Origin of the sequence: Streptomyces sp. WG5 (genome assembly GCF_049974565.1) — a bacterium.
Taxonomy (GTDB): Bacteria; Actinomycetota; Actinomycetes; order Streptomycetales; family Streptomycetaceae; genus Streptomyces.
In genome coordinates this window covers 69,094-90,445 of sequence record NZ_JBNGGC010000002.1, presented here as the reverse complement: position 1 = coordinate 90,445, position 21,352 = coordinate 69,094, and the positions used below count along the sequence as shown (strand labels likewise).

The following is a 21,352-nucleotide window of genomic DNA, read 5'->3' as shown; positions in this document are numbered from 1 at the left end:
GGACTTCGCCGTCAGCGTCAACAGCGTGGCACTCTGCTCGCCGAGATGGGTCAGGGCGGAGCGGGACACCACAATGATCACGAAGCCCGTGCCTCTCTGCTGTGCGACCCGACCGGTCACACCCCGACCAGCCGCACGGCCCCGGAACGTGCGACCGCCCTGACTGCCATCGACCCCGTCGAGGCGGCTCCGGCCGGACAGCGGGCCGGACAGCGGGCCGGACAGGGAAGCACCGCGTTGCGGCGGGTCACTTCTGGGTGACGTCGGTGCAGTGGACGTCCTTGTCCGGCAGGTGGCCGGTGGTCAGGAAGCCGACGGTGGCCTTGTCGGCGCAGTCTGAGCCTGCGCCGTAGACGGAGTGCCCGCCGTTGTCGACGCCGACGAAGGCGGAGCCGTCGCCGAGGGACTTGTGCAGCCCGACGGCGCCTTCCCACGGGGTGGCATTGTCCCGGCGGTTCTGCAGGATCAGGGTGTTGCGCGGGCCGCCCTTCACGATCTTGGCGGTCGCCTCAGCAGGCTTGTCCCAGTAGGCGCATGCCCAGATGTTGGCGGGCATGCCCGCGGTGAGCGGCCACTTCTCGCGGTCGGCGGTGGTGCGGGCGGCGTAGCCGTCGACGTCGTGCGGCCATTCGGCGTCGCCGCAGGTGAGAGCCATGAACATGGTGGCCTGGTTGTCCGCGGGGATGCCCGGGGACGCCGGTGGGGCGGCGAACGCCTCCGTGAGAACCGCGATGTCGGCGGCCGTGGTGGTGCCGCGGGACAGGTTGTCGGCGGCCTTCCAGAACTTGGTGAGCATGGGAAGGGTGTCGTTGTGCAGAAGCAGGGCGTAGGTCATGTTCCGCAGCAGCGCCCCGTCCAGCGACACCGATGCGCCGGGAATCTCCGCGGGCGTGCGGTCGAGCCGGTCGGCGAGGGCGAGGTAGGTGTCGGTCACCTCCGCGACGTCCGTGCCCAGCTTGAGGGTGCCGGCCTGCGCCGCGGCGACGCGGGCGGCATCGGGAAACCGGTCGGCCATGCCCTTGCCCCAGGTGCCCGCCACCTGGTTGGCCCATACCTTGGTGGGGTCGACGTTGCCTTCCAGGACCATCCGGTCGGTGCGGTCCTGGAAGAGGGAGCGGTAGACGGCACCGAGGTAGGTGCCGTAGGACTGGCCCCAGTAGGAGATCTTCTTCTCACCGAGCGCCTGGCGGATGCTGTCCATGTCGCGGGCGGTGTTGGCGGTGCTGTAGTGCCGCAGGTCCTCGCCCACCGTGTCGGCGCACTGCTTGGCGGCGGCTTTGGCGCGGGCCACGTTCTTGGTGATCGACCCGTCCGCGGCAGGATAGGGGAAGAGCCCGGGCACACTGGGGTCCTGCAGACCGCAACTCTGCGGGGTGCTGTGTGCGACGCCGCGCGGATCGAAACCGATCAGGTCGTAGCGGTCCAGCACGGACTTCGGCAGGGTGGACGCCATGGTCTCGGGCATGCCGAGACCGCCCACGGCCGGCCCGCCGGGGTTCAGCAGCAGAACGCCACGTCGTTTCCCGGGCTGTGCGGTGGACAGCCGGGAGACCGCCAGGTCGATCTTCGTGCCGTCCGGGTCCCGGTAGTCGAGTGGCACCTCCAACGTTCCACAGGCCAGGTGGGGGTCACGGGGTTGTCCCCCGGCCGGGGCCGGGCACGTGCCCCAGGTGATCTCGACCTCGCCCGCGGTCTCGCTGACGTTCTGGCCGGAGACCTTGGCCGGTTGCGAGTCCTTGGCGTCGGCACTACACGCGGCCAGTGTGGTTCCTCCCAGCGTGGAAACCAGCAGAGCTGCGGCGAGTCGGCGGCCTCTGGGGGAAACCTGCCGCGCGGAACTGCGTGTCGTGGCCATGGTGTTGTCCTTAGCTACTGGGCTGGTCGGCCATGTCGGGCCGTTGTGTTGACGATTCGAGTCAACTAGAGACCACCGGTGGCGCGCGTCACCCCAGAGAGGACAAAATCAGGTAGCTCGCTCGGGGGACCGGTCCTGGGTGTCGGCGTACGGACCGTTCTGGCTCGGCAAGGTTTTCGTAGCCGGAGATCATCTCAAGGGCATGGTGGGCCGGTCCGCGTAGCGTCGGCGGAGGCGGGCGATCAGGACGACGCGGTGGCGCAGGAGCAGAACGCCGGCGCGGCCGGCCATCGACGCCACTCTGGTGCCTGATGCTCGACGGCGCCGTCGGAACCACCGAAGAGGTTCTCACAACCGGTCTTTCGCGCGAGCAAGGCCAGTCGCGGGCCGCCATGGCCACGCCGCACCCTGATTCGTCCTCGGAACGGAGCTCCACGGTGGTCGGCGTGGCCGTGATCACTGTCGCCCGGCGGGCCGCGCCCGGCGGGTCCGCCGACGCCGACCCGGTGCCCGCCCTGGAAAGACCGCCCGCCCCCTGCGCACCGTGGGGCCCGCCGGCCGCTTCGACGGCCTGCGCCCCCGGCAAGGACGGTGGGCGACGCCCAACGGGTCGGGGCATGGGGCAGACCGCCCACGGCGGCCACGACGTGCCGCTGGTTCGGGAAGGGAGGCGGCGTTCTGCCCCCCGGAAGGACCCGACTCGACGGAGGCATGGGTTCAATCCGCGAACGCGGCCACGTACGATGCCACGCACGGCTCCGGGGTGGCCAGTGAGGTGACGACGTGGCCGTCGACGGTCACCGGCGGGTCGAGCGGCATCCGGAGCAGCCGCGGGGAGCGGGACCCGTCGAACTGCTCGGCCGGCATCAGCGTCCAGCCCTCGGTGTCCCGCCCTACCTCGAACAGCACGTTGAGCATGTCACCGGCAGGCGGCCGCAGCGGGGCCACGGGCAGGGCGGCGAGGATCGCGTCGTGCAACGGCGGGTCACTGTCGCGGGCAGGAAGCCGCAGACCGTGCGGATCGAGGTCGTGCAGGCTGACCGCGGGCTCGCGGGCAGCGGGGTGTTCGCGCGCGAGCACCGCGTGCAGCGGTTCGGACCAGGCACGGACCACCGTCACCGCCGCGGAGGTGAACGCGCCCCGCACCAGCGCCAGGTCCAGCTCGCCGTCGCGGACGGCGTCGAGTCGCGCGGCCACCGGCAGGTCGACCAGTTTCGGCTCTGCCGGGCGTTCGCTGTCGCTCAGGCGGCCCACCGCCCGGTCGAGCCGTCGGGTGACACAGGACGCCACCCCGATCCGCAGGACGGCCGCCGGTTCTCCGGCGACCACCCGCACCCGGGCCGCCGCACCGAGGGCCTCACGGGCCGCGGCGAGCACCCGTCCGCCGGCCGGGGTGAGCCGTACCCGGCGTGAGGTGCGGTCCAGCAGGCGCACGCCGAGCTCGCGTTCGAGCCTGGCGACCTGCTGGCTCACCGCCGGCTGCACGATGCCCAGCCGCTGCGCTGCGCGCCCGAAGTGCAGCTCCTCGGCGACGGTCACGAAGTACTGCAGCGCTCTCAGTTCCATCTACCTGATCTATCACGCGATGTGATCGCTGCCCAGCGTTTTCGGCCATTGTTCGCGCAGGTCACTCCGGCTGTGATGGGTACGAGCCCGCCAGAGCGGTCCGGCCCGCTGGATGCCGCGACGCGGGGAAATACGAACGGAGAACAGAGTGAGCACGACAACCCTCGGCGTCATCGGCACCGGCATGGTCGGCCTCGGGGCCGCTCGCCGCGCCGTCTGCGCCGGCCTGAACGTCGTCCTGAGCAACTCACGCGGCCCCGAGACGCTGGCCGATCTCGTCGCGGAGCTCGGCGAGCGGGCCCGCGCGGCCACCCCGGCCGAAGCGGCGAGCGCCGGCGATCTGGTGATCGCATCCGTACCGCTGGCCGCCCACGAGCAGCTGCCCCGGGCGGAGCTTGCCGGCAAGACCGTGATCGACCCGATGAACTACGCGCCCCATGCCGACTTCGAAGTGCCGGAACTCGACAGCAACGAGCTGACCTCCAGCGAACTGGTGCAGCGCCACCTCGCAGACGCGCGGGTGGTGAAGGCACTGCACAACATCGGCCCCAAGCAGTTGCTGGAGCTGTTCCGCCCGGCCGGCGCCCCCGACCGCACCGCGCTGCCGCTTTCCGGCGACGACCCGGACGCCAAGAAGGAGGTGGCCGACCTGCTGGACATCCTCGGCTTCGACGCGGTGGACCTCGGCACCCTGGCCGAGAGCTGGCGCAGCGAACCCAACACCCCGTTGTACGCACTCCCGTACGTGGGACGGCCGCCGTCCGGCCTCACCGCCAGGGAATTCGTGGCCTGGGTCCAGCAGGCGCCCGGTGTGCCCGCACCCGGCGCCCGGATCAAGGAGCTCTCCGCCACGGTGCGGGGGCCCGCGGGATTCCGGATGTAGCAGCAGGCGAGCCGCCCTGACGGTACGGCCGAGCAGCGGCTCACCGGCACCGTGACTGCCACGCGGGCGCTGCGGCACGGGGACCCCTGAGGCGGACGCCCCGGGCCCGCACGAGTAGTCGTGTCACACCGGTGTCGGAGCCGTCGCTGGGCCGTGCCGCACGCCTCGGCCGTCGTGCAGGACGGCCGCACGGTCCTCACCATCGGCGGCCAGGGCGGGGGCAGGACGACCACCGCTCTCGCCCTGGCCCCCGTCACGGCCTCGGCCTGCTCGCCGACGACCGCGTGTTCGTCCGGCCGGGCGAGCGGGGCGGCGCGGACGTCCGGCCCAGGCCTTCGGCGGCGGCCGTCGGCCTCGGCCTGCCGGAGGTGCTGGGCTGGTTCGAGGCCGCCCGGGAGAACACGGAGGCAGGCGAGGCGCCGCACCCGGCACAGGACGAGCGGGGTCACGGAGGTTCTGCCGGCCGGGACCGTACGCCGGTGCGGGAACGGGCCTTCTCGGAGAAGACCTCCACCCGCGTCACCCGGCGCCCCGAGCGGGAGGCCGCGGTGGGATCGAAGCGTTCTCCGACCACGCCGACGAGGAAGTGCTGCGTGTTCCCGGCAAGGGGCGCAAGGGCTGGCTGCCGGCCTTCCGGGACGCCGCCTTCGGTCCCGGTTCGGCTGCCTCGAGGAATGGTCGCCTTGTGGGCGATGACTTTGCTCTAGTAGGAGAGTCTGTTCTTCGAACAGCCTGCCGGACGCTCACGTGTTCCGGTCCAGGTGCAACGCAGAGCACGACTCGTGACAGGAGACTCGCCCGTATGACTGGTTCGGAACCGGCAGCAGATCGCAGTCCGAGGACCGAGGTCTGGCCACTGATCCGTACTGAGCGAGCGGCACTGGCAGCCGATCTTGCAGATCTGTCTGACGATCAGTGGGCGACCCCGTCGCTGTGCACCGGGTTGACGGTGCGTGAGGTGCTGGCGCACCTCACTGCGGGGGCGAGCCTCAATGCCGTGCGCTGGCTGGCGGGCGTGATCCGCTGCCGATTCGACTTCGACAAACAGGTGGCGATGCGGCTGGCCGAACAGCTCGGTGGGACCCCTGCCGAAACGCTTGAGCGGTTCCGGCGTGTCGTCCCCAGCAGAACCAAGCCTCCCCTCCCCGCCGTGGCCATGCTCGGCGAGACGGTCGTACACGCGGAGGACATCCGGCGTCCGCTGGGCATACGTCGCGACTACCCGACTGAGACAGTCACGAGGGTGGCTGAGTACTACCAAGGGTCGGATCAGGTGGTCCTTGCCAAGGGACGCATCGGTGACCTGCGACTCGTCGCAGACGACGGCCCGTTCACGACCGGATCCGGGGCACTCGTGTCCGGCAGTACCGTGGCCCTGACGATGGCCATGACCGGACGCGCCGCGTACCTCGACGACCTGGAAGGCGAGGGTGTTGAGCGCCTCCGCGGGCGCTGCGGAACGGCGTGACGGTGAAGGCGGCCCACCGCCCGTGAAGGCAGCGGGCCGCCGACTCGTGCTGCCGGACGCGGTGGCCCGCGAGGTCGAGCGCGCGGCGTCGCTCCTGACCGGGGTCAGTGTCCGCCCGTACGGGACCGCGGCGTGGGGCGCGTACCACCAGCGGTTCTACGAGCCGTACGGCATCGGCACGATGGTGCCGCTCCAGGAAGTCGTCGCCGACAGCGGCACTGGCTGCCCCGAGGGTTACCCGGGTTCCTCGCCCGGCGCCGGTCGGCCTCGCTTCTCCGCCCGGGACGACGCACTCGTACGGCCGGCGCAGGCCACCGTACTCGACGGCCGTGAAGAGGTGGTCCTCGCCGACGGGCTGGTCGACGCCCTGGACGCGGCGTCTGACGAACCCCCGCCTGCCGCCGCACCTGGAGGTGGGGGGTCACCGACGCCGTGCGTGTGGCCGACCCCGGCGACGACCGGGCGGTACTACGCGCCGCCCCCGCAGGAGCGGCCATCGTGTCGGCGTGGGCCGATAGTGACGCGGTGCTCGCCGCCGGTCGGCGCCGCCTGACCGCGAGTCAGTGTGCTGCGTCCTGAAGTGCGCCGGATCTCACTCCGGACCTGCCGTCGGTTCGAGCGCCTTCCCCAGGAGACTCACCAGCTTGAGCAGGTCGTCGGCGTCCAGTCGGGCGAACGGGCTCAGGGCCAGTGTTGCCTCGATCAGCGCGGACCGTACCCGTCGGCCGTCCTCCGTCAGCGCCGCGACGCGTGAACGGCGGTCGGTGGGGGCGGCGGAACGTTCGACGAGTCCCCGGCCGGTGAGCTGATTCATGACGAAGCTGAGGTTGGGCGCGTTGCAGTACAGCCGGTCGGCCAGTTCCTTCATCGAGGGCGGCGCCTCGGCCGGGTCGATCGCCCAGAGTGCCTGAGCGGTTGCCTGGGTCAGACCGTGTTCGGCCAGGACGGTCTCGATCCGGTCGCTGGTCCGCATGAAGATCTCATGGTTCGCCACCACCGCTGCCTCAAGGGTGCTTCGCGTCATGACCTCATCCTAGCCTTTTTACTTCGAGGCTCGAAGTGTTATGTTCCTTCGAGACTCGAAGCAATCGGCCCTCGCTCCCGCTCTGGACACGAGGCCGTCCCCAGAGCGGGACGCTTCCCCCGTCCCGTCCTTCCCGAGGCCCGTCCGCTCCGGCGCGGCCCGGCGCCCAGCCGAACAGGAAGCACTCACTCATGCACGACTACACGAACACCACAGCCGTGGTCACCGGCGCTTCGAAGGGACTGGGCGAGGCTTACGCACGGGAACTCGCCTCCCGAGGCGCACACCTCGTCCTTGTCGCCCGCTCGGCCGACGCGCTCAACACCCTTGCCGGGCAGATCCGGAAGGCCCATTCCGTCCGGGTCGACGTGATCGCCGCGGACCTCTCGGACCGGCGGTCCCCGCAGACGGTGGTCGACGCCATCGAGGAACTCGGCCTGGACGTGGACCTCCTGGTCAACAACGCCGGGACGGGGTCGGTGGGGCCTTTCCTCGGCCGTCCTCTCGAACCCAACCTCCAGTCCGTCGACGTGAACGTCACCGCGCTGATCGGCCTGGTCCACCTCCTGGGCGCCGGCATGGTCGAACGCGGTCGCGGCGGCATCGTCAACGTCGCGTCCACCGCCGCCTTCCAGCCCATGCCGTACCAGGCCAGTTACGCCGCCACCAAAGCATTCGTGCTCTCGTTCACCGAGGCGCTCGCCGAGGAGGTCCGAGGTACCGGCGTGCGCGTGATGGCGGCCCACCCGGGAGCCACCGACACCGGATTCTTCGACCGTACGACCGCATCCATGGACCCGAAGACCACGGACACCCCCGCCCGCGTCGCTGCCGGAACACTCGACGACTTCGCACGCGGCCGGTCCGTCTCCTTCCCCGGACGCGTCTCCAACCGCGCCGGAACCTGGGCGTCGCGCCTGCTTCCCCGGACCGCGGTCGCCCGCATCACCGGCAACCTCAACCGCAAGGCCGGATTCGACGACGTGAGCGACCTCGACCCCGCCACCTCGTGACGCCACAACCTGCGGCGCGAAGGCGAACAACGGCGCCGACAGCCCACCGAGGCCGCCCGGAACCGACGTCATGGGAGAAGAGATGACCGCGCTGAACGAGCCGCTGCACCTGAGCAACGGCGCTCCGCTGCCCAACAGGATCGCGAAGGCCGCGATGGAAGAGTTGCTCGCCGCGCCAGGCCAACTGCCCGGTGACGAACTCCTCGTGCTCTACCGCCGTTGGGCGGCGGGAGGCGCCGGGCTTCTGATCACCGGACACGTCATGATCGACGGCAGAGCAGTCGCCCAGCCCGGCGACGTCGTCCTGGAACAGGACACGCCGCTGGAGCCGTTCCAGCGCTGGGCGGCGGCCGGTAAATCGGCAGGCGGACGGATCTGGATGCAGATCAACCACCCCGGGCGCGTCATCCCCAAAGACCTCGCCGGCACCACCTGGGCCCCCTCCGCGGTGCCGATCGACGCCGGCGGCTTCTCCCGCATGTACCCGACGCCCCAGCCGATGACCGCCCAGCAGATCGACGAGACGGTGGAACGCTTCGCCGTGACCGCGCAGCGGGCCCAGCAGGCCGGCTTCGACGGAGTCGAGATCCACGCCGCCCACGGCTACCTCCTCTCCCAGTTCCTCTCTCCCCTGGTGAACCGGCGCGACGACCGCTGGGGCGGCAGCCTGCACAACCGCGCCCGCCTGCTGCTCGATGTCATGGGCGCGGTCCGCGAGCGCGTCGGCACGGGCTTCGCGGTGGGAGTGAAACTGAACTCGGCGGACTTCCAGCGCGGCGGATTCGACACCGACGACGCACGTGACGTGATCAAGATGCTCGCCGATGTGGGGGCTGACCTGGTCGAGCTGTCCGGCGGCAGCATCGAGAGCCTGGCCACGGCGGGCCACACCGCGGACGGCCGCACCCTTGCCCGCGAGGCGTACTTCCTTGAACTCGCCGAGCGGCTCGTCGCCACCTCGCCGCTGCCACTGCTGCTGACCGGAGGGATCCGGCGACGCGCAGTCGCCCAACAGGTGATCGACTCCGGAGTCGCCATGGCCGGCCTGGCCACGGCGCTGGCCATCGATCCCACTCTGCCGGGACAGTGGCTTGCCGGCGGTGATGCGCAGGCCCACCCGCCCCGCACCCGCTTCCGGAACAAAACGCTGGCAGCCGCGGCCGTCCAGGCCGTCACGTCGCGGCAGCTCGCCCGCCTCGGTGCGGGCAAGCCGTCGAAGACGCCCTACTCTCCGGCCGTCGCCCTCCTCCTCGAACGGCTGGTCCGCGCCCGGTGCCGGCGCACCTATCTGAAATGGCATACGGCTGCCTGAGGCCGGACGGGACCGGGTCGGCCCCGCGCACGAATCCAGTCAGCACACGTGCTCCGGCGTGTCCGACGGGCCTCGGGTCCAGGCCCGCCTGTGAGTCGTGCGGGACTCCTCCCACGCCTTGCAGTCGTTGCGATGGCAGGGCAGAGGCCGGCCGATCAGCACGGCCGGCTCCGTTCACGTTCGGCGGCAGCGCTTGTGCATGAGTTCCGGTGGTATTTGGTGATCATTCCGCCGAAAGATGTTCGCCAGTTTTGACGGCAGCGCCGTGCCGTCGTCGCGGCGAGTGATCAATGTAGGCCGCCGCCCAGTCGACGACACCGGTGAACCGGGCACCGGCGGCACCGTCGGGGTCCTCGGGAAGCAGGTCGAACAGCACGTTGCCGGGATGGAAGTCCCGGTGCGAGAACCGCCCTTCGTAACGAAGGAGCGCAGCGCCAGGTGCCGGGTGCCGTCGCCCCGCGTGCCGATGGTCAGCCTCCGCAAATCGGCGGTGGCGCCGCCGTGCAGCACCTCGGCTCCGACGATCCACCCGTCGGCCTCCGAATACCGGCCCGCCCAGGCCAGTGCCAACGGCCGAGCAGTTCCCGCCTCATGAGGATTGGTCACCATGCCACCTCGTCAACCGGACGGCGCCACGCATGTCGATGGCGGTCGTGCAGGTTGCCGGGACGGCCCTGGGCTTCGGGAGCGCGCGGCACAGGCCGATGCCGTAGAGGTAACAGGTCGGCCGGATCGTCGTAGGCGGCGCGCAGTTGCGGGAGCGCCTGGACGGCGTCGTCGAGGAAGAGGCTCGCCGCTGCGATGGGATCGGCGGGCCAGGCGTTGGTCTCGACGGGCAACGTGGAGGTGCAGGGCACCAGCTTCGCGCCGGCGGACTCGATCCGGTCGGCCACGAACGGGTCGTTGGCGTAGGTGACCCGGTGCCCGCGGTCCACCAGCTCACGGATGAGCGCCAGGCTGGGCAGGACATGGCTGACGACGGGGACGCCGACCATCGCGACATGGGCGCGGGGACGGGACGTGGGCGATCACTTGTTTGTGGCGCGGGACGGGGGCGGGCGGTGTGGCGAGGACGCGGTGTCAGGGCCGGTCGATCTGCGCGGCGGCCTCCTCCAGGTCGGCGACGGTCCCCGACATGACCGCCCGTACGTGTGTGGTGATGTGCTGCACGGGCCAGTCCCACCACGCCACGGCGAGGAGCCGGGCGATGTCCGCAGCGTCGTAACGGGTGCGGATGAGCCGGGCGGGGTTGCCGCCGACGATGCCGTAGTCGGGGACGTCGCCGGTGACCACGGCGCCGGCGGCGATGATCGCGCCGTGGCCGATGCGTACGCCGGGCATGACCGTGGCGCCGTGGCCGAACCACACGTCGTTGCCGACGACCGTGTCGCCCCGGCCGGGCAGGTCGGTGATCAGGTCGAAGTGCTCCGACCAGGAGCCCCCCATGGTGGGGAACGGGAAGGTGGAAGGACCGTCCATGCGGTGGTTGGCGCCGTTCATGATGAACCGGGTGCCCGTCCCCAACGCGCAGTACTTGCCGATGACAAGCCGCTCGGGGCCGTAGTGGTACAGGACGTTGCGCGTCTCGAACGCGGTCGGGTCGTCCGGATCGTCGTAGTAGGAGAAGTCACCGGCCTCGATCAACGGCGACTTCACCAACGGCTTGAGCAGAACCACGCGTGGGTGGTCGGGCATCGGATGGAGCACGGTGGGGTCGGCGGGAACGGGCGGCATCGCGGAAGCGGTTCCTCTCTGGCGAACCTAGAGCGACAACTGTCGCGTTAAGATGCTGGCACAGCCCTGCCGCATTGATCAACCGGATACTGATTGCCGATGACAGACCCACGGGACACGACGTCGGACCGCCGTCCGGGCGGCCGCACCGCCCGCATCCGCGCCCAGGTTCTCGATGCCGTGCGCGCCGAACTCGCTGAAGGCGGTCACGAAGGACTCACGATGGAGGGTGTCGCGACGCGCGCCGGAGTGCACCGCGCCACGGTCTACCGGCGTTGGCGCGATGTCGGCGGCCTGCTCGTCGACGTCATCGACGCCGCCGGCGAGATCGACTGGCAGCCGCCGGACACCGGCTCGCTGCGCGGCGATCTGACGGCCCTCAACCAGGAGATCCAGGAATCCCTGGTCGTACAGCCGTCGTTCGCCGTCGCCCTGATGGCCGCCTCGTTCCACTCCGAACAGGCCGCGCGGGCCCAGACGCAGTTGTGGACGGACCGGTACGCCCAGTGCGAGATCCTCGTCGAGCGCGCCACCGAGCGCGGTGAACTCCCCTCCCGGCACACGGACGCGCGGAGCCTGCTGATCGCCGCCACGGCGCCGCTCTACCACCAGCTGGTGCTCCTGCGTGCCGATCCGGATCCGCGACTCCCGCAACGGGCCGCGGAGGCGGCGGTCCTGGCGGCTGCCGCGGGTGCCTTCTCCGTCCGTCGGGAAGAGAGCGTGTGAGCGAGGTGACAGGGAACGGGCCGTCAGCATCGGGGAGAGGTGCCGCCCTCGGCGTCGTGGGGGAGCGCACCGTGGCGGAGCCGGTGCGGGGTCCAGCCGCGGATCGAGCCGTTGACCCGGACCGGACGCCGTAGCGGGGTGGCCGTCGGCGGGACCATCGTGAGGTGATCGACGCGATCGCCTTCGGGTACCGCTCGACGTCCACGTCCTCCTCGGCGTACCGCAACGCCTGGTCGGCGACGGGGTCACCGTCGTCTTCGTCGGGCACGACTTCCTGGGCGATGTCGTCCAGGCCCCGAGGCGGATGCCCGCTGACGTCCGGGCGCCGGTTCACGCCGGCTGGATGGCGCCCGGCAGTTCGTGGACGGCCTTGACCAGGGGAGCGAGCGAGGGGTCCTCGGCCGCCTCGTCCAGGGCCTTGCTCAGGGCGGTGTTGTGGGTGGGACGGGCCTCGTCCAGGAGGCGCGCACCCGCCTCGGTCACGTCCGTGTAGATGCCGCGACGGTCGGTGGGGCACAGGTAGCGCGAGAGCAGTCCGCGCTGTTCCATCCGGGTCACCAGCCGTGTGGTGGCGCTCTGGCTGAGCACGACGGAGTCGGCGACCTGGCGCATCTGCAGGTGGCCGCCCTCACCGTCGTGCTGCCGGCTGAGCACATCCAGCAGCGAGTACTCGCGCGCACTCAGCTTGTGCCCCGCCTGGAGCGCCCGTTCGACGGAGCTTTCGATGCGGCCGTGCAGCAGCGAGAGGGCCGACCAGCTGTGAGCCAGTGCGGTCATCGCCGGGTCGGTGGCGGTCATGAGCGGCTCCTCGGTACGGGTCTTGCGAGCGGTGGTGCCACGCAGACAGGGGACTGCCCGGCATACCACCTCAGCTCACTATACCCGCGCTTGCAGTTATCCCGCGTATGCAATTATTGTGGACGCACGTAAGGAGCATGCGCACCTTTCGGTCCGGGGTCACCGCCCCGTCCCCTCCCCTCTCATCTCCCTCCCTTCCCCCTTGCACCGTCTGAGGACCCTTCATGCCGCTCGCACTACTGGCCCTGGCCATGGGCGCCTTCGGAATCGGCACCACGGAATTCGTGATCATGGGGCTGCTGCCCCAGGTCGGCGCGGATCTCGGGGTATCGGTTCCGACGGCCGGTTTCCTGGTCACCGGCTACGCCCTCGGCGTCATGATCGGCGCGCCGATCATGACCGTCCTGGGCACCAGGATCTCCCGGAAGAACATGCTCATGCTGCTCATGGGCCTGTTCGTCCTCGGCAACCTCATCTCCGCCGTGGCTCCCGGCTTCGCCGTCATGCTGATCGGCCGGGTGGTGGCCTCGCTGGCCCACGGCGCGTTCTTCGGCATCGGCTCCGTCGTCGCCGCCGAGCTGGTGGCGCCCGAGAAGAAGGCGGGCGCCATCTCGATGATGTTCACCGGCCTGACCGTGGCGAACGTCGTCGGCGTGCCCCTGGGCACGTTCGTGGGCCAGAGCGCCGGCTGGCGGGTGACCTTCGTGATCGTCGCCGCGCTCGGCGTGCTCGGCCTGGCAGGCGTCGCCAAACTCGTCCCCGACATGCCCAAGCCGGAGGGCGTGCGGCTGCGGCACGAGGTCGCCGCCTTCAAGAACGTCCAGGTCGTGCTGGCGATGGCCATGACGGTGCTCGGCTTCGGCGGCGTGTTCGCCGCGATCACCTACATCGCGCCGATGATGACCGGCGTCGGTGGCTTCGCCGAGTCCTCCGTCACCTGGCTGATGGTGGTCTTCGGGCTCGGCATGGTGGTGGGCAATCTCCTCGGCGGCCGGTTCGCCGACCGCAAGCTCATGCCGATGCTCTACACGGCCCTGGGCGGCCTGGCACTGTCCCTGCTGCTGTTCACCTTCCTGGCCTCCGTCAAGGTCGCGGCCGTCGCGGCCGTCTTCCTCGTCGGCGCGCTGGGATTCGCCACCGTTCCGCCGCTGCAGAAGCGGGTCCTGGACCACGCTCACGGCGCTCCCACGCTGGCCTCGGCGGCCAACATCGGCGCCTTCAACCTCGGCAACGCCCTCGCCGCCTGGCTCGGCGGCCTGGTGATCTCCGCAGGGCTCGGCTACACCGCGCCCAATGCCGTCGGCGCCGTCCTGGCCGCCGCCGCGCTGGTACTGGCCGTCGTCTCGCACCGGCTGGAACCGCGCCCGGGCCGCGGCGCGGCAGCACCCACCGACCGCGAGCGCCACGGGCACGGCCTCGGAACGCAGGCACCTGCGCCCGCGGACCTCGCCTCCGCCCCGGTCGCCGGCTCCGGCACCGTCCCGGACGCGGCGAGCGCTGTCCGCTCCTGACGGCCGCGACACGCGGCCCTCCATCCCCCACCGTAGGAAGTGCCTCATGACACCACCATGAACACCGCCATCAACACCACCGTGACTCCGCCGACCACAGCCGCCGCCGGCCACGGCTTGGCCCGGACCGCGCTCCAGGCCCGCTGACCAGCACCGACACCTACTGAACAGCACCGACCCCTACTGGCCTACTGGTCACACCGGTCAACACCGGTCAACACCGGTCAGCACTGGTCAGCAGGGAAAAGCACCGACAGCACCACGGAAAGGCCCCCCTCATGACTGCCATCCCGAACGTGACGCTCAACAACGGCGTGGTCATGCCGCAGCTCGGCTTCGGCGTGTTCCAGGTCCCCGACGAGGAGACCACCGCCGCCGTCGCCGGCGCACTCGAGGCCGGTTACCGCAGCATCGACACCGCCGCGGTCTACGGCAACGAGCGAGGCGTCGGCAAGGCCCTCACCGCCTCCGGCCTCTCCCGCGAGGACCTCTTCATCACGACCAAGTTGTGGAACGACGACCAGGGCGAGGACAAGGCCCTGGCCGCGTTCGACGCCTCCCTGGACAAGCTCGGCCTCGACTACGTCGACCTCTACCTGATCCACTGGCCCACCCCGGCCCGTGATCTGTACGTGGAGACCTACAGGGTGCTGGAGGAAATCCTGGCGAGCGGGCGCACCCGTGCCATCGGCGTCTCGAACTTCCGTGTCCCGGACCTGCAGCGGCTCCGGGCCAACACCGGTGTCACCCCGGCCGTCAACCAGATCGAGCTGCACCCCGCCCTCCAGCAGAGCGAGCTGCGCGCCTTCCACGCCGAGCACGGCATCGCCACCGAGGCGTGGAGCCCGCTGGCCCAGGGCGCGGTCCTCAAGGACGAGCCGATCGTGAGGATCTCCGGTTCGCACGGCGTGTCCCCGGCGCAGGTGGTGCTGCGCTGGCACCTGCAGAGCGGCAACATCGTCATCCCCAAGTCCGTCACCCCCGAGCGCATCCGGCAGAACGTCGACGTCTTCGGCTTCGAGCTGAGCGACGCAGACATGTCCGCCATCGCGGGCCTGGACCGCGGGCTGCGCACCGGCCCGGACCCCGACACCCTCAACTGACCACCGCCCCGAGCGCCCGTCCCGAGCGCCCGTCCCTCGTGTCACGGGGGCGGGGGAGCGGGTGCGGGCACTCGGGGTGCCTGCCGTACTCGGGGCATCGACGTACGTATCGCGGCATCGGCCTGAGTCGGTGCCGGTGTACGTCCAGCCCCACACCCCCGACAAGGAGGAGCATCGTGCAGATCGACCTATCCGGCCGCACCGCCCTGGTCACCGGATCCACCCAGGGCATCGGACACGCCATCGCCGTCGGCCTCGCCCGCGCCGGTGCCCGGGTCGCCGTCAACGGCCGGGGCGCGCAGCGCGTCACGGACGCGATGGACCGGGTGCGTGCCGACTCCGGCAGCGACGACCTCGTCGCCGCGGTGGGCGACCTGGCGACCGAGGAGGGCGCCGCGGCCGTACGGGAGGCCGTCCCGGCGGTCGACATCCTGGTCAACAACCTGGGCATCTTCGGCTCCGCCGCCCCGCTGGAGATCGACGACGCCGAGTGGCGCCGCTACTTCGAGGTGAACGTCCTCTCCGCCGTCCGGCTCATCCGCGCCTATCTGCCCGGCATGACGGAACAGGGCTGGGGCCGCATCCTCAACCTCGCCAGCGACTCGGCCGTGGTCATCCCCGCCGAGATGATCCACTACGGCATGACCAAGACCTCGCTGCTCGCCGTCAGCCGCGGCTTCGCCAAGGAGGCGGCCGGCACGGGCGTGACCGTCAACTCCGTCATCGCCGGCCCGACGCACACCGGCGGCGTCGAGGACTTCGTCCGTGAACTGGTCGGCGACGAGCCGTCCTGGGACGAGGCCCAGCGCGAGTTCATGATCAAGCACCGCCCGCAGTCCCTGATCCAGCGCCTCATCGAGCCCGAGGAGATCGCCCACATGGTCGTCTATCTCGCCTCGCCCTACGCGTCCGCGACCACCGGCGGCGCCCTGCGCGTCGATGGTGGCTACGTCGACTCGATCCTGCCCTGAGCAGCCCGGCAGCCGCCGGTTCCCGGTTCCGCCTGTGGCCGGGGCGCCCCCCTCGCCCGCGCCGAGACGCCTTGGCGCGGGCGAGGGACGTCCGGCGCGGAGGTAGCGGAAGTAAGGGAAAGCCCTGGTTCATCGGACACCGCCGCGCCTGTGGTCAATTCGTTTCCTTTTGCCGCAGCAAACGGAAGCAAGCGGCAGCAAAGGCGCGGAGGCTGCGCCGGGAGGGCATCGGGAACACCATGTGCACTACGTGGAACGGATGACCGGTGGACGGTGGAATGCATGACACCCATACGGTCAGCCGCCATGGATTCCAACAGGCAGCCGCCATGGATTCAACGGCCGGCCGCCATGGATCAACGCTCGGCCGTCATGGATTCATTCGCAGGGCCATGGCTTGCCAGGTAAGTCAAGACTTACCTTCAGGGGGCTCCGACCGTATGGTGTGGCTCGAATCGAAGGAGCCCCCTGTTGTCGAAGATGAATGACCCCGCTGTGCGTGCGGTTGAATCGGAGCGGCGTTATGTGTCCTCATTATACGAGTTGCTCACCGAGCGGCTCTCCGAGGCACGAGTACACCGAGCGAGTGTGCTGAAGGCCGCGGCGGAAAGCGCCGGTGAGGCATACGAGAGGGAAATCGCCGCCGAGCGTCTGGCCAAGGAAATCAGCCGGCTGGAGGGCGCCGAAAAGGGGCTGGTCTTCGGGCGCATCGACTGGGCGGACGGCACCGCCCTGCGCATCGGGCGGATCGGACTGCAGACGGAGGAGGACGACCTGCCTCTGCTCGTGGACTGGCGCGCGAACGCGGCGCGGCCCTTCTACGAGGCGACACCGGTCCACCCGATGGACCTGCGGCGGCGCCGGCACCTGCGCCTCGAGGAGCGCACGGTCATCTCGGTGAGCGACGAACTGCTGGACGGGACCGCCCCGACCGACGAGGACGTCGTGGGGGACGGCCCGTTGGCCGAGACCCTGTCGGCACGGCGTACGGGCAGGATGCGCGCGGCCGTCGCGACGCTGCAGGCCGAACAGGACGCGATCGTCCGCTCCGCCCATCGCGGGGTGACGGTGGTGCAGGGCGGGCCCGGCACCGGCAAGACGGTGGTCGCCCTGCACCGGGCGGCCTACGTCCTGTACGCGTTCCCGCGCGCCGCGGAGGAGGGCGTCCTGGTGGTGGGACCGAACGCCCGGTTCCTCGACTACATCTCCCAGGTCCTTCCCTCGCTCGGGGAGAACGACGTCGTACTGGCGACCTGCCGGGAACTGGCCGGAGTGCCGACGGACACGGTGGACCCGTTCGACACGGCGCGTCTCAAGGGCCGCTTGGACCTGGCCGACGCCTTGGCCGGCCTGCTGCGCGTCCACCAGGCCCCCGCCGGTGACTTCACCGTGCGGGTCGGACAGGACCTCGTTCACCTCTCCGGCGCGGAAGTCGCCACGGCACGCGACGCCGCCGTGGCGGCCGCACCCGGGCACAATCCCGCGCGCCAGGTGTTCAAAGAACTCCTGGTCGACGCCGTCACCGACGCGATGCGACGAGACATGGGCGACCTCCTGAAGCAGATCGACGCCGATGCCGAAAGGATGACGGGCATCGACCTCGACCGGTTCACGGGAGCCGCCCGGCACCGTGCCGAGGGTGCGGCCGACTCGGGCCCGGTCCACGAGCTGGACATGGACGCGATCCGGGCCGATCTCCTCGACGACGCCGGTGTCGACCGAGCGGTCGACGCGTTGTGGCCGCGGCTGGCACCCGGTGACCTCGTGAAGGCCCTCCTGACGGACGCCGCCGCTCTCGCCGAGCGCCTGCCCCGTCTGACCGCGCGGGAGCGGTCCCTTCTGCTGCGTGGCCGGGACGACCCGTGGACCGATGCCGACGTGCCGTTGCTGGACGAGGCGGCGAGCCTGGTCGCCGGCCCTCCCGAGCGGACGTACGGGCACGTCGTCGTCGACGAGGCGCAGGAACTGACCGCCATGCAGTGGCGGATGATCGTCCGCCGCTGTCCGGCGAGGGCGATGACGCTGGTGGGCGACTTCGCCCAGGCAGGGCCGGCCACGACAGCACGCGACTGGAAGGAGGCACTGAGCCCCCACGTGGGACCGCGGTTCGCCCTGCACCACCTGACCGTCAGCTACCGCACCACGCGGGAGATCCTGGAGAGCGTCCGGGACCTGCTCACGCGGATCGCTCCCGACCAGGACCCCACCCGGTCACTGCGAAGCGGTGAGAACCCCCGCACCGTGACCACACCTGCCGACGGGCTGGTCACCGCCGTCGTCCGGGAACTCCACGCCCAGAGCACCGCGCACCCGGGCGAGCTCGTGGGAGTGATCTGCGCGGACAGCAGGGCCAGCGAGCTGACGGCCCAGGGCATCGCCCACCACGCACGCGTCGTGCCGGCGTCCGAAGCACGCGGCCTGGAATTCGACGGGGTCGTCGTCGTCAACCCCGAGGAGATCATCACGGCCCGCCCCGGTGGGGAGAGGGACTTGTACGTCGCCCTGACCCGGGCCACCAAGCGCCTCTGCACCATCACCGCCCAGCCCGCCTGACGACTCGGAGCCCGCGGTGGCGGGGCAGGCGCGGCGACGACGGCCTGGGGACTGGTAGGCCCGCATGGTGAGGTGTCGCGTATTCGCGGCCGAGGTGCACGGACGATGACGCTGGGTGAGAAGTCGGGCCGGTTGATGGGGTCTGGCATGATCGCGCGATGAGTGATGCGAGGCTGCTGGCCATGCAGGCCGTTGAGGCACATGTCCGTGCGTTCTTCGAGGGGCATTCCGTTGAGGTCGTCGTCCGGGACCTGGGGCCGGAACGGCGTCAGGTCCTGCCTGAACTGTGGGTTCTCGTTGTCGGTCCCGGTCCACGCAGCGATAGCTGGGCCTATGTGACCGCCGGGTGCTGGGCCGCGGTGGAGAAGGACGGTCATGGGCTTGAGTTCGTCATGACCGCCCACGTCCGCGACCAGCACTTCATCGAGCTCATGGCCATGATCGCGTACTACCACTGCGGTGGGCATCAGCTCGACCTGGAGCACAGCATGCCGATGGGTGAACCATGGGTGCCGGGCTCGGACTGCAACCACCTGCTGGTCAGCCTGCCCTATCTCCACGGACCTGACCTCGAACACTGTCCCCTGCCCGGGGGGCACGCCCGCATCTTGTGGACCTTGCCTGTGACGGCCGCCGAAATCGAGTTCCGCAGCCATCAGGGTCATGAGGCGTTGGAGCAGCTCTTCGATGAGGCGGAGGTCATTCCCACTGATCCTTTCCGGGCGTCGGTCGTGTGAGACGAAGACCGAACCTCTCCCGGCGGTCACGGGCACCAGCGCGGCGTCGTACTGCTCGACGGCCCAGGGGGAGCACCATGCAGGCCAGCTGGAACCAGCCGCTGTAGCGGTACACATCCACTCAGCCGGGCAACTGACAACCCACGAACACCGTCAGAGCCATCCTTGCGAAAACCATTGGTGCCCGGCTTGCTCCGCTGATGGACTGACGTCCTACCGTGAGTCCGCCGCGTGACGGAGATAGTGGTTGTTGTGACAGGTTATGACGTGCTTGCCGAGGTGTACGAATGGCTCATCTCGGATGCGAAGTTGCCTCCAGCCGAGTTCGCTGCGTCGTTCGACGACGTCCTCAATCTCCTGCCGTCGAACGCTCGTGTCCTCGACTGTTCGTGCGGGACCGGACAGTTGGCGGTTGGCCTCGCCGGTCGTGGCATGCAGGTTGTCGCAACTGACGCCAGCGAGGCGATGGTGCGCCGGACTGCGGAGTTGTCTGAGGAGTTCGGGGCATCCGTCCGGGCCGTACGGGCGAACTGGGAAGAGTTGCCCGGCCATTTCCAGGACAACACGTTCGACATGGTGTTCTGCGTCGGCAATTCGCTTCACCATGCCACGGGCGCGACAGGCAGAGGGGCTGCTCTGGAGTCGATGTCACGGCTTCTGCGCCCCGGCGGGCGCTTGGTGCTCACATCCCGCACTTGGGAACTCGTGAGGGCCAGAGGTTCCCGGCTGGAGATCAGTGACCGACTCGTCCGCCGGAACGGTCGCGACGCCGTCGTGGTCTACCGCTGGGAGATTGCGCCGCATTGGGAGGAGGAGCACCACATCGAGATCGCGATCGCGCAAGTTGATGCGACCGGGTTGGTTCTTGTCCGCTCGGAACTGCTGTCCTGCTGGCCCTACCGGTACGAGGAACTCGAAGTCGATCTGCACCGGGTCGGACTCCGGACGGAACTGAGCACGTTCGATCTTGAGGCCGAGAACTACATGGTGGTCGCGAGCAAGGTCTAAACACCGGACTCTCGGTCCCTGGCCGGACCGCGCGGTTGCTCGCAGGACGCTTGCGCCCTCTCATCGGGGCGGATTCCAAGGATCGTCGCAACACGTGAGCGCCGTTTTGTGATGGCGAGCAGTCTCGACAGCCGCTCGGCCAGGTATCCCGGCCGAGCGCCTGACGGTCGTTCCAGGCCAGGCTCCCCGGCTGTGGTTTCGCAGGCGGCCGAGGGGCTGATGGACTCGCGCCATGACGACACTGCTGCCCCGCATCATGCGAGCACTCGAGCAATTCCATGCCACCCACCCCTGGGACCACAACGCCCACTACCACCGGTGGATACTGCGCCAACTCCCCAGACACCTCAATACGGCTCTGGACGTTGGATCAGGCAGCGGTGACCTCGCCAGACTCCTGGCCTCACGGGCCGGAGCAGTGCACGGTATCGACGTCGATCCCACGATCGTCGATCGCGCGCGGGGGCTCACAGACCCCGCCGCCCCGGTGACCTTCACTGTCGGAGACGCAATGAAGGAGGGGCCGCCTGGCCCCTACGACGTCATCACATGTGTCGCCACCATCCACCACATGCCGTTCAGCGAAGCCCTCTCCTGCTTCCGCCAGCACTTGGCGTCCGGCGGAACTCTGGTCGTCGTCGGCGTCTATCGCCCGCGGTCTCGGAGCGATTATCTGATTGACGCCGTGGCCATTCCGGCGAACGTCGCCATGGCCTGGATCAAGAACAAGGGTCGCAAGGCGCCGCGACCAGCCTCCATGACCGCCTCGACCCGACCGGCGACTATGACCTTCGCGGACGTCGTTCGCGACGCCCGCCAGGCGCTACCCGGTGCACGGCTGCACCGACGACTGTTCTGGCGTTACACGCTGGTCTGGCACCGGCATTAGGAGGTCGGCTTCACGGCTTGGTCTGGGGCCAAAGGCACTGCGGAAGGCCCCTTGTGCTGTCAGAGTTCTTGGATCCGTCAGATTTTACAGGCGCTCGGCTGGGGTTCTCCAGCCGAGCGTTTTGCGTGGGCGGCTGTCGAGTTCGGCAGCGATGCGTCCAGGTGCTCGCGGGTGTGTCGGGACAGGTCGGTTCCGCGCAGT

18 protein-coding genes and 3 pseudogenes are annotated in these 21,352 nt (G+C 69.9%); 13 read left to right on the top strand and 8 right to left on the bottom strand.

Annotated features, from left to right (window positions below):
- Positions 1-247 precede the first annotated feature (247 nt).
- Together ACP4IX_RS02330 and ACP4IX_RS02325 are read right to left on the bottom strand one after the other, a co-directional pair.
- Complete coding sequence (locus ACP4IX_RS02330) at positions 248-1,855, bottom strand: alpha/beta hydrolase (protein WP_426554606.1); 1,608 nt, start codon at positions 1,853-1,855, stop codon at positions 248-250.
- A 717-nt stretch (positions 1,856-2,572) separates the two neighbouring features.
- On the bottom strand, positions 2,573-3,421 hold the full coding sequence (locus ACP4IX_RS02325; protein WP_426554604.1) for a LysR family transcriptional regulator: 849 nt from the start codon (positions 3,419-3,421) through the stop codon (positions 2,573-2,575).
- 148 nt (positions 3,422-3,569) lie between these two features.
- Between ACP4IX_RS02325 and ACP4IX_RS02320 the strand changes: the two genes are divergently transcribed.
- From ACP4IX_RS02320 to ACP4IX_RS02310, 3 genes and pseudogenes are all read left to right on the top strand, one after another.
- The gene (locus ACP4IX_RS02320) at positions 3,570-4,304 is read left to right on the top strand and encodes an NADPH-dependent F420 reductase (RefSeq protein WP_426554603.1); all 735 of its coding nucleotides are present in this window, start codon (positions 3,570-3,572) and stop codon (positions 4,302-4,304) included.
- Positions 4,305-5,106: 802 nt separating this feature from the next.
- On the top strand, positions 5,107-5,772 hold the full coding sequence (locus ACP4IX_RS02315) for a maleylpyruvate isomerase family mycothiol-dependent enzyme (RefSeq protein WP_426524351.1): 666 nt from the start codon (positions 5,107-5,109) through the stop codon (positions 5,770-5,772).
- Positions 5,773-5,812: 40 nt separating this feature from the next.
- A pseudogene (locus tag ACP4IX_RS02310) lies at positions 5,813-6,191 on the top strand (lantibiotic dehydratase); the annotation flags it as partial.
- Between the two features lie 173 nt (positions 6,192-6,364).
- Here ACP4IX_RS02310 and ACP4IX_RS02305 read toward each other — a convergent pair.
- Positions 6,365-6,796, bottom strand: coding sequence for a MarR family winged helix-turn-helix transcriptional regulator (locus ACP4IX_RS02305; protein WP_426524353.1), 432 nt, complete (start codon positions 6,794-6,796; stop codon positions 6,365-6,367).
- A gap of 191 nt (positions 6,797-6,987) precedes the next feature.
- On the opposite strand from ACP4IX_RS02305, the gene ACP4IX_RS02300 reads away from it, so the two are divergent.
- Both ACP4IX_RS02300 and ACP4IX_RS02295 read left to right on the top strand, forming a co-directional pair.
- Entirely contained in the window at positions 6,988-7,809 is an 822-nt protein-coding gene (locus tag ACP4IX_RS02300) for an SDR family NAD(P)-dependent oxidoreductase (protein WP_426554601.1), read from the top strand.
- 82 nt (positions 7,810-7,891) lie between these two features.
- On the top strand, positions 7,892-9,121 hold the full coding sequence (locus tag ACP4IX_RS02295) for an NADH:flavin oxidoreductase/NADH oxidase family protein (protein ID WP_426524357.1): 1,230 nt from the start codon (positions 7,892-7,894) through the stop codon (positions 9,119-9,121).
- 223 nt (positions 9,122-9,344) lie between these two features.
- Here the strand turns inward: ACP4IX_RS02295 and ACP4IX_RS02290 are convergent, their stop codons facing one another.
- The 3 genes and pseudogenes from ACP4IX_RS02290 to ACP4IX_RS02280 form a co-directional block, all read right to left on the bottom strand.
- Positions 9,345-9,650, bottom strand: a complete 306-nt coding sequence (locus tag ACP4IX_RS02290; protein WP_426554600.1) for a phosphotransferase — start codon at positions 9,648-9,650, stop codon at positions 9,345-9,347.
- A 79-nt stretch (positions 9,651-9,729) separates the two neighbouring features.
- Positions 9,730-10,116, bottom strand: a pseudogene (locus ACP4IX_RS02285) (glycosyl transferase); the annotation flags it as partial.
- Positions 10,117-10,201: 85 nt separating this feature from the next.
- Positions 10,202-10,855: a CatB-related O-acetyltransferase gene (locus ACP4IX_RS02280; RefSeq protein WP_426554598.1), complete on the bottom strand. Its 654-nt coding sequence runs from the start codon at positions 10,853-10,855 to the stop codon at positions 10,202-10,204.
- Positions 10,856-10,954: 99 nt separating this feature from the next.
- Between ACP4IX_RS02280 and ACP4IX_RS02275 the strand changes: the two genes are divergently transcribed.
- Positions 10,955-11,581, top strand: coding sequence for a TetR/AcrR family transcriptional regulator (locus tag ACP4IX_RS02275; RefSeq protein WP_426554596.1), 627 nt, complete (start codon positions 10,955-10,957; stop codon positions 11,579-11,581).
- A 330-nt stretch (positions 11,582-11,911) separates the two neighbouring features.
- On the opposite strand, the gene ACP4IX_RS02270 is transcribed toward ACP4IX_RS02275, so the two are convergent.
- Positions 11,912-12,379 (bottom strand): MarR family winged helix-turn-helix transcriptional regulator, encoded by a 468-nt coding sequence (locus ACP4IX_RS02270; RefSeq protein ID WP_426554595.1) that lies wholly within the window; start codon positions 12,377-12,379, stop codon positions 11,912-11,914.
- Between the two features lie 224 nt (positions 12,380-12,603).
- Here ACP4IX_RS02270 and ACP4IX_RS02265 point away from each other — a divergent pair, with 224 nt between their 5' ends.
- The 7 genes from ACP4IX_RS02265 (at position 12,604) to ACP4IX_RS02235 (ending at position 21,151) form a co-directional block, all read left to right on the top strand.
- Positions 12,604-13,890 (top strand): MFS transporter, encoded by a 1,287-nt coding sequence (locus ACP4IX_RS02265; protein ID WP_426554593.1) that lies wholly within the window; start codon positions 12,604-12,606, stop codon positions 13,888-13,890.
- Between the two features lie 278 nt (positions 13,891-14,168).
- Positions 14,169-14,993, top strand: coding sequence for an aldo/keto reductase (locus tag ACP4IX_RS02260; protein WP_426554592.1), 825 nt, complete (start codon positions 14,169-14,171; stop codon positions 14,991-14,993).
- Positions 14,994-15,169: 176 nt separating this feature from the next.
- Positions 15,170-15,964: an SDR family NAD(P)-dependent oxidoreductase gene (locus tag ACP4IX_RS02255; RefSeq protein WP_426554591.1), complete on the top strand. Its 795-nt coding sequence runs from the start codon at positions 15,170-15,172 to the stop codon at positions 15,962-15,964.
- Positions 15,965-16,444: 480 nt separating this feature from the next.
- Positions 16,445-18,517 (top strand): HelD family protein, encoded by a 2,073-nt coding sequence (locus ACP4IX_RS02250; RefSeq protein WP_426554754.1) that lies wholly within the window; start codon positions 16,445-16,447, stop codon positions 18,515-18,517.
- A gap of 158 nt (positions 18,518-18,675) precedes the next feature.
- Complete coding sequence (locus ACP4IX_RS02245; protein WP_426554590.1) at positions 18,676-19,254, top strand: suppressor of fused domain protein; 579 nt, start codon at positions 18,676-18,678, stop codon at positions 19,252-19,254.
- Between the two features lie 252 nt (positions 19,255-19,506).
- Complete coding sequence (locus ACP4IX_RS02240) at positions 19,507-20,262, top strand: class I SAM-dependent methyltransferase (protein WP_426554752.1); 756 nt, start codon at positions 19,507-19,509, stop codon at positions 20,260-20,262.
- A 232-nt stretch (positions 20,263-20,494) separates the two neighbouring features.
- Complete coding sequence (locus ACP4IX_RS02235; RefSeq protein WP_426554589.1) at positions 20,495-21,151, top strand: class I SAM-dependent methyltransferase; 657 nt, start codon at positions 20,495-20,497, stop codon at positions 21,149-21,151.
- A gap of 84 nt (positions 21,152-21,235) precedes the next feature.
- On the opposite strand, the pseudogene ACP4IX_RS02230 reads toward ACP4IX_RS02235, so the two are convergent.
- Positions 21,236-21,348, bottom strand: a pseudogene (locus ACP4IX_RS02230) (IS30 family transposase); the annotation flags it as partial.
- Positions 21,349-21,352 lie beyond the last annotated feature (4 nt).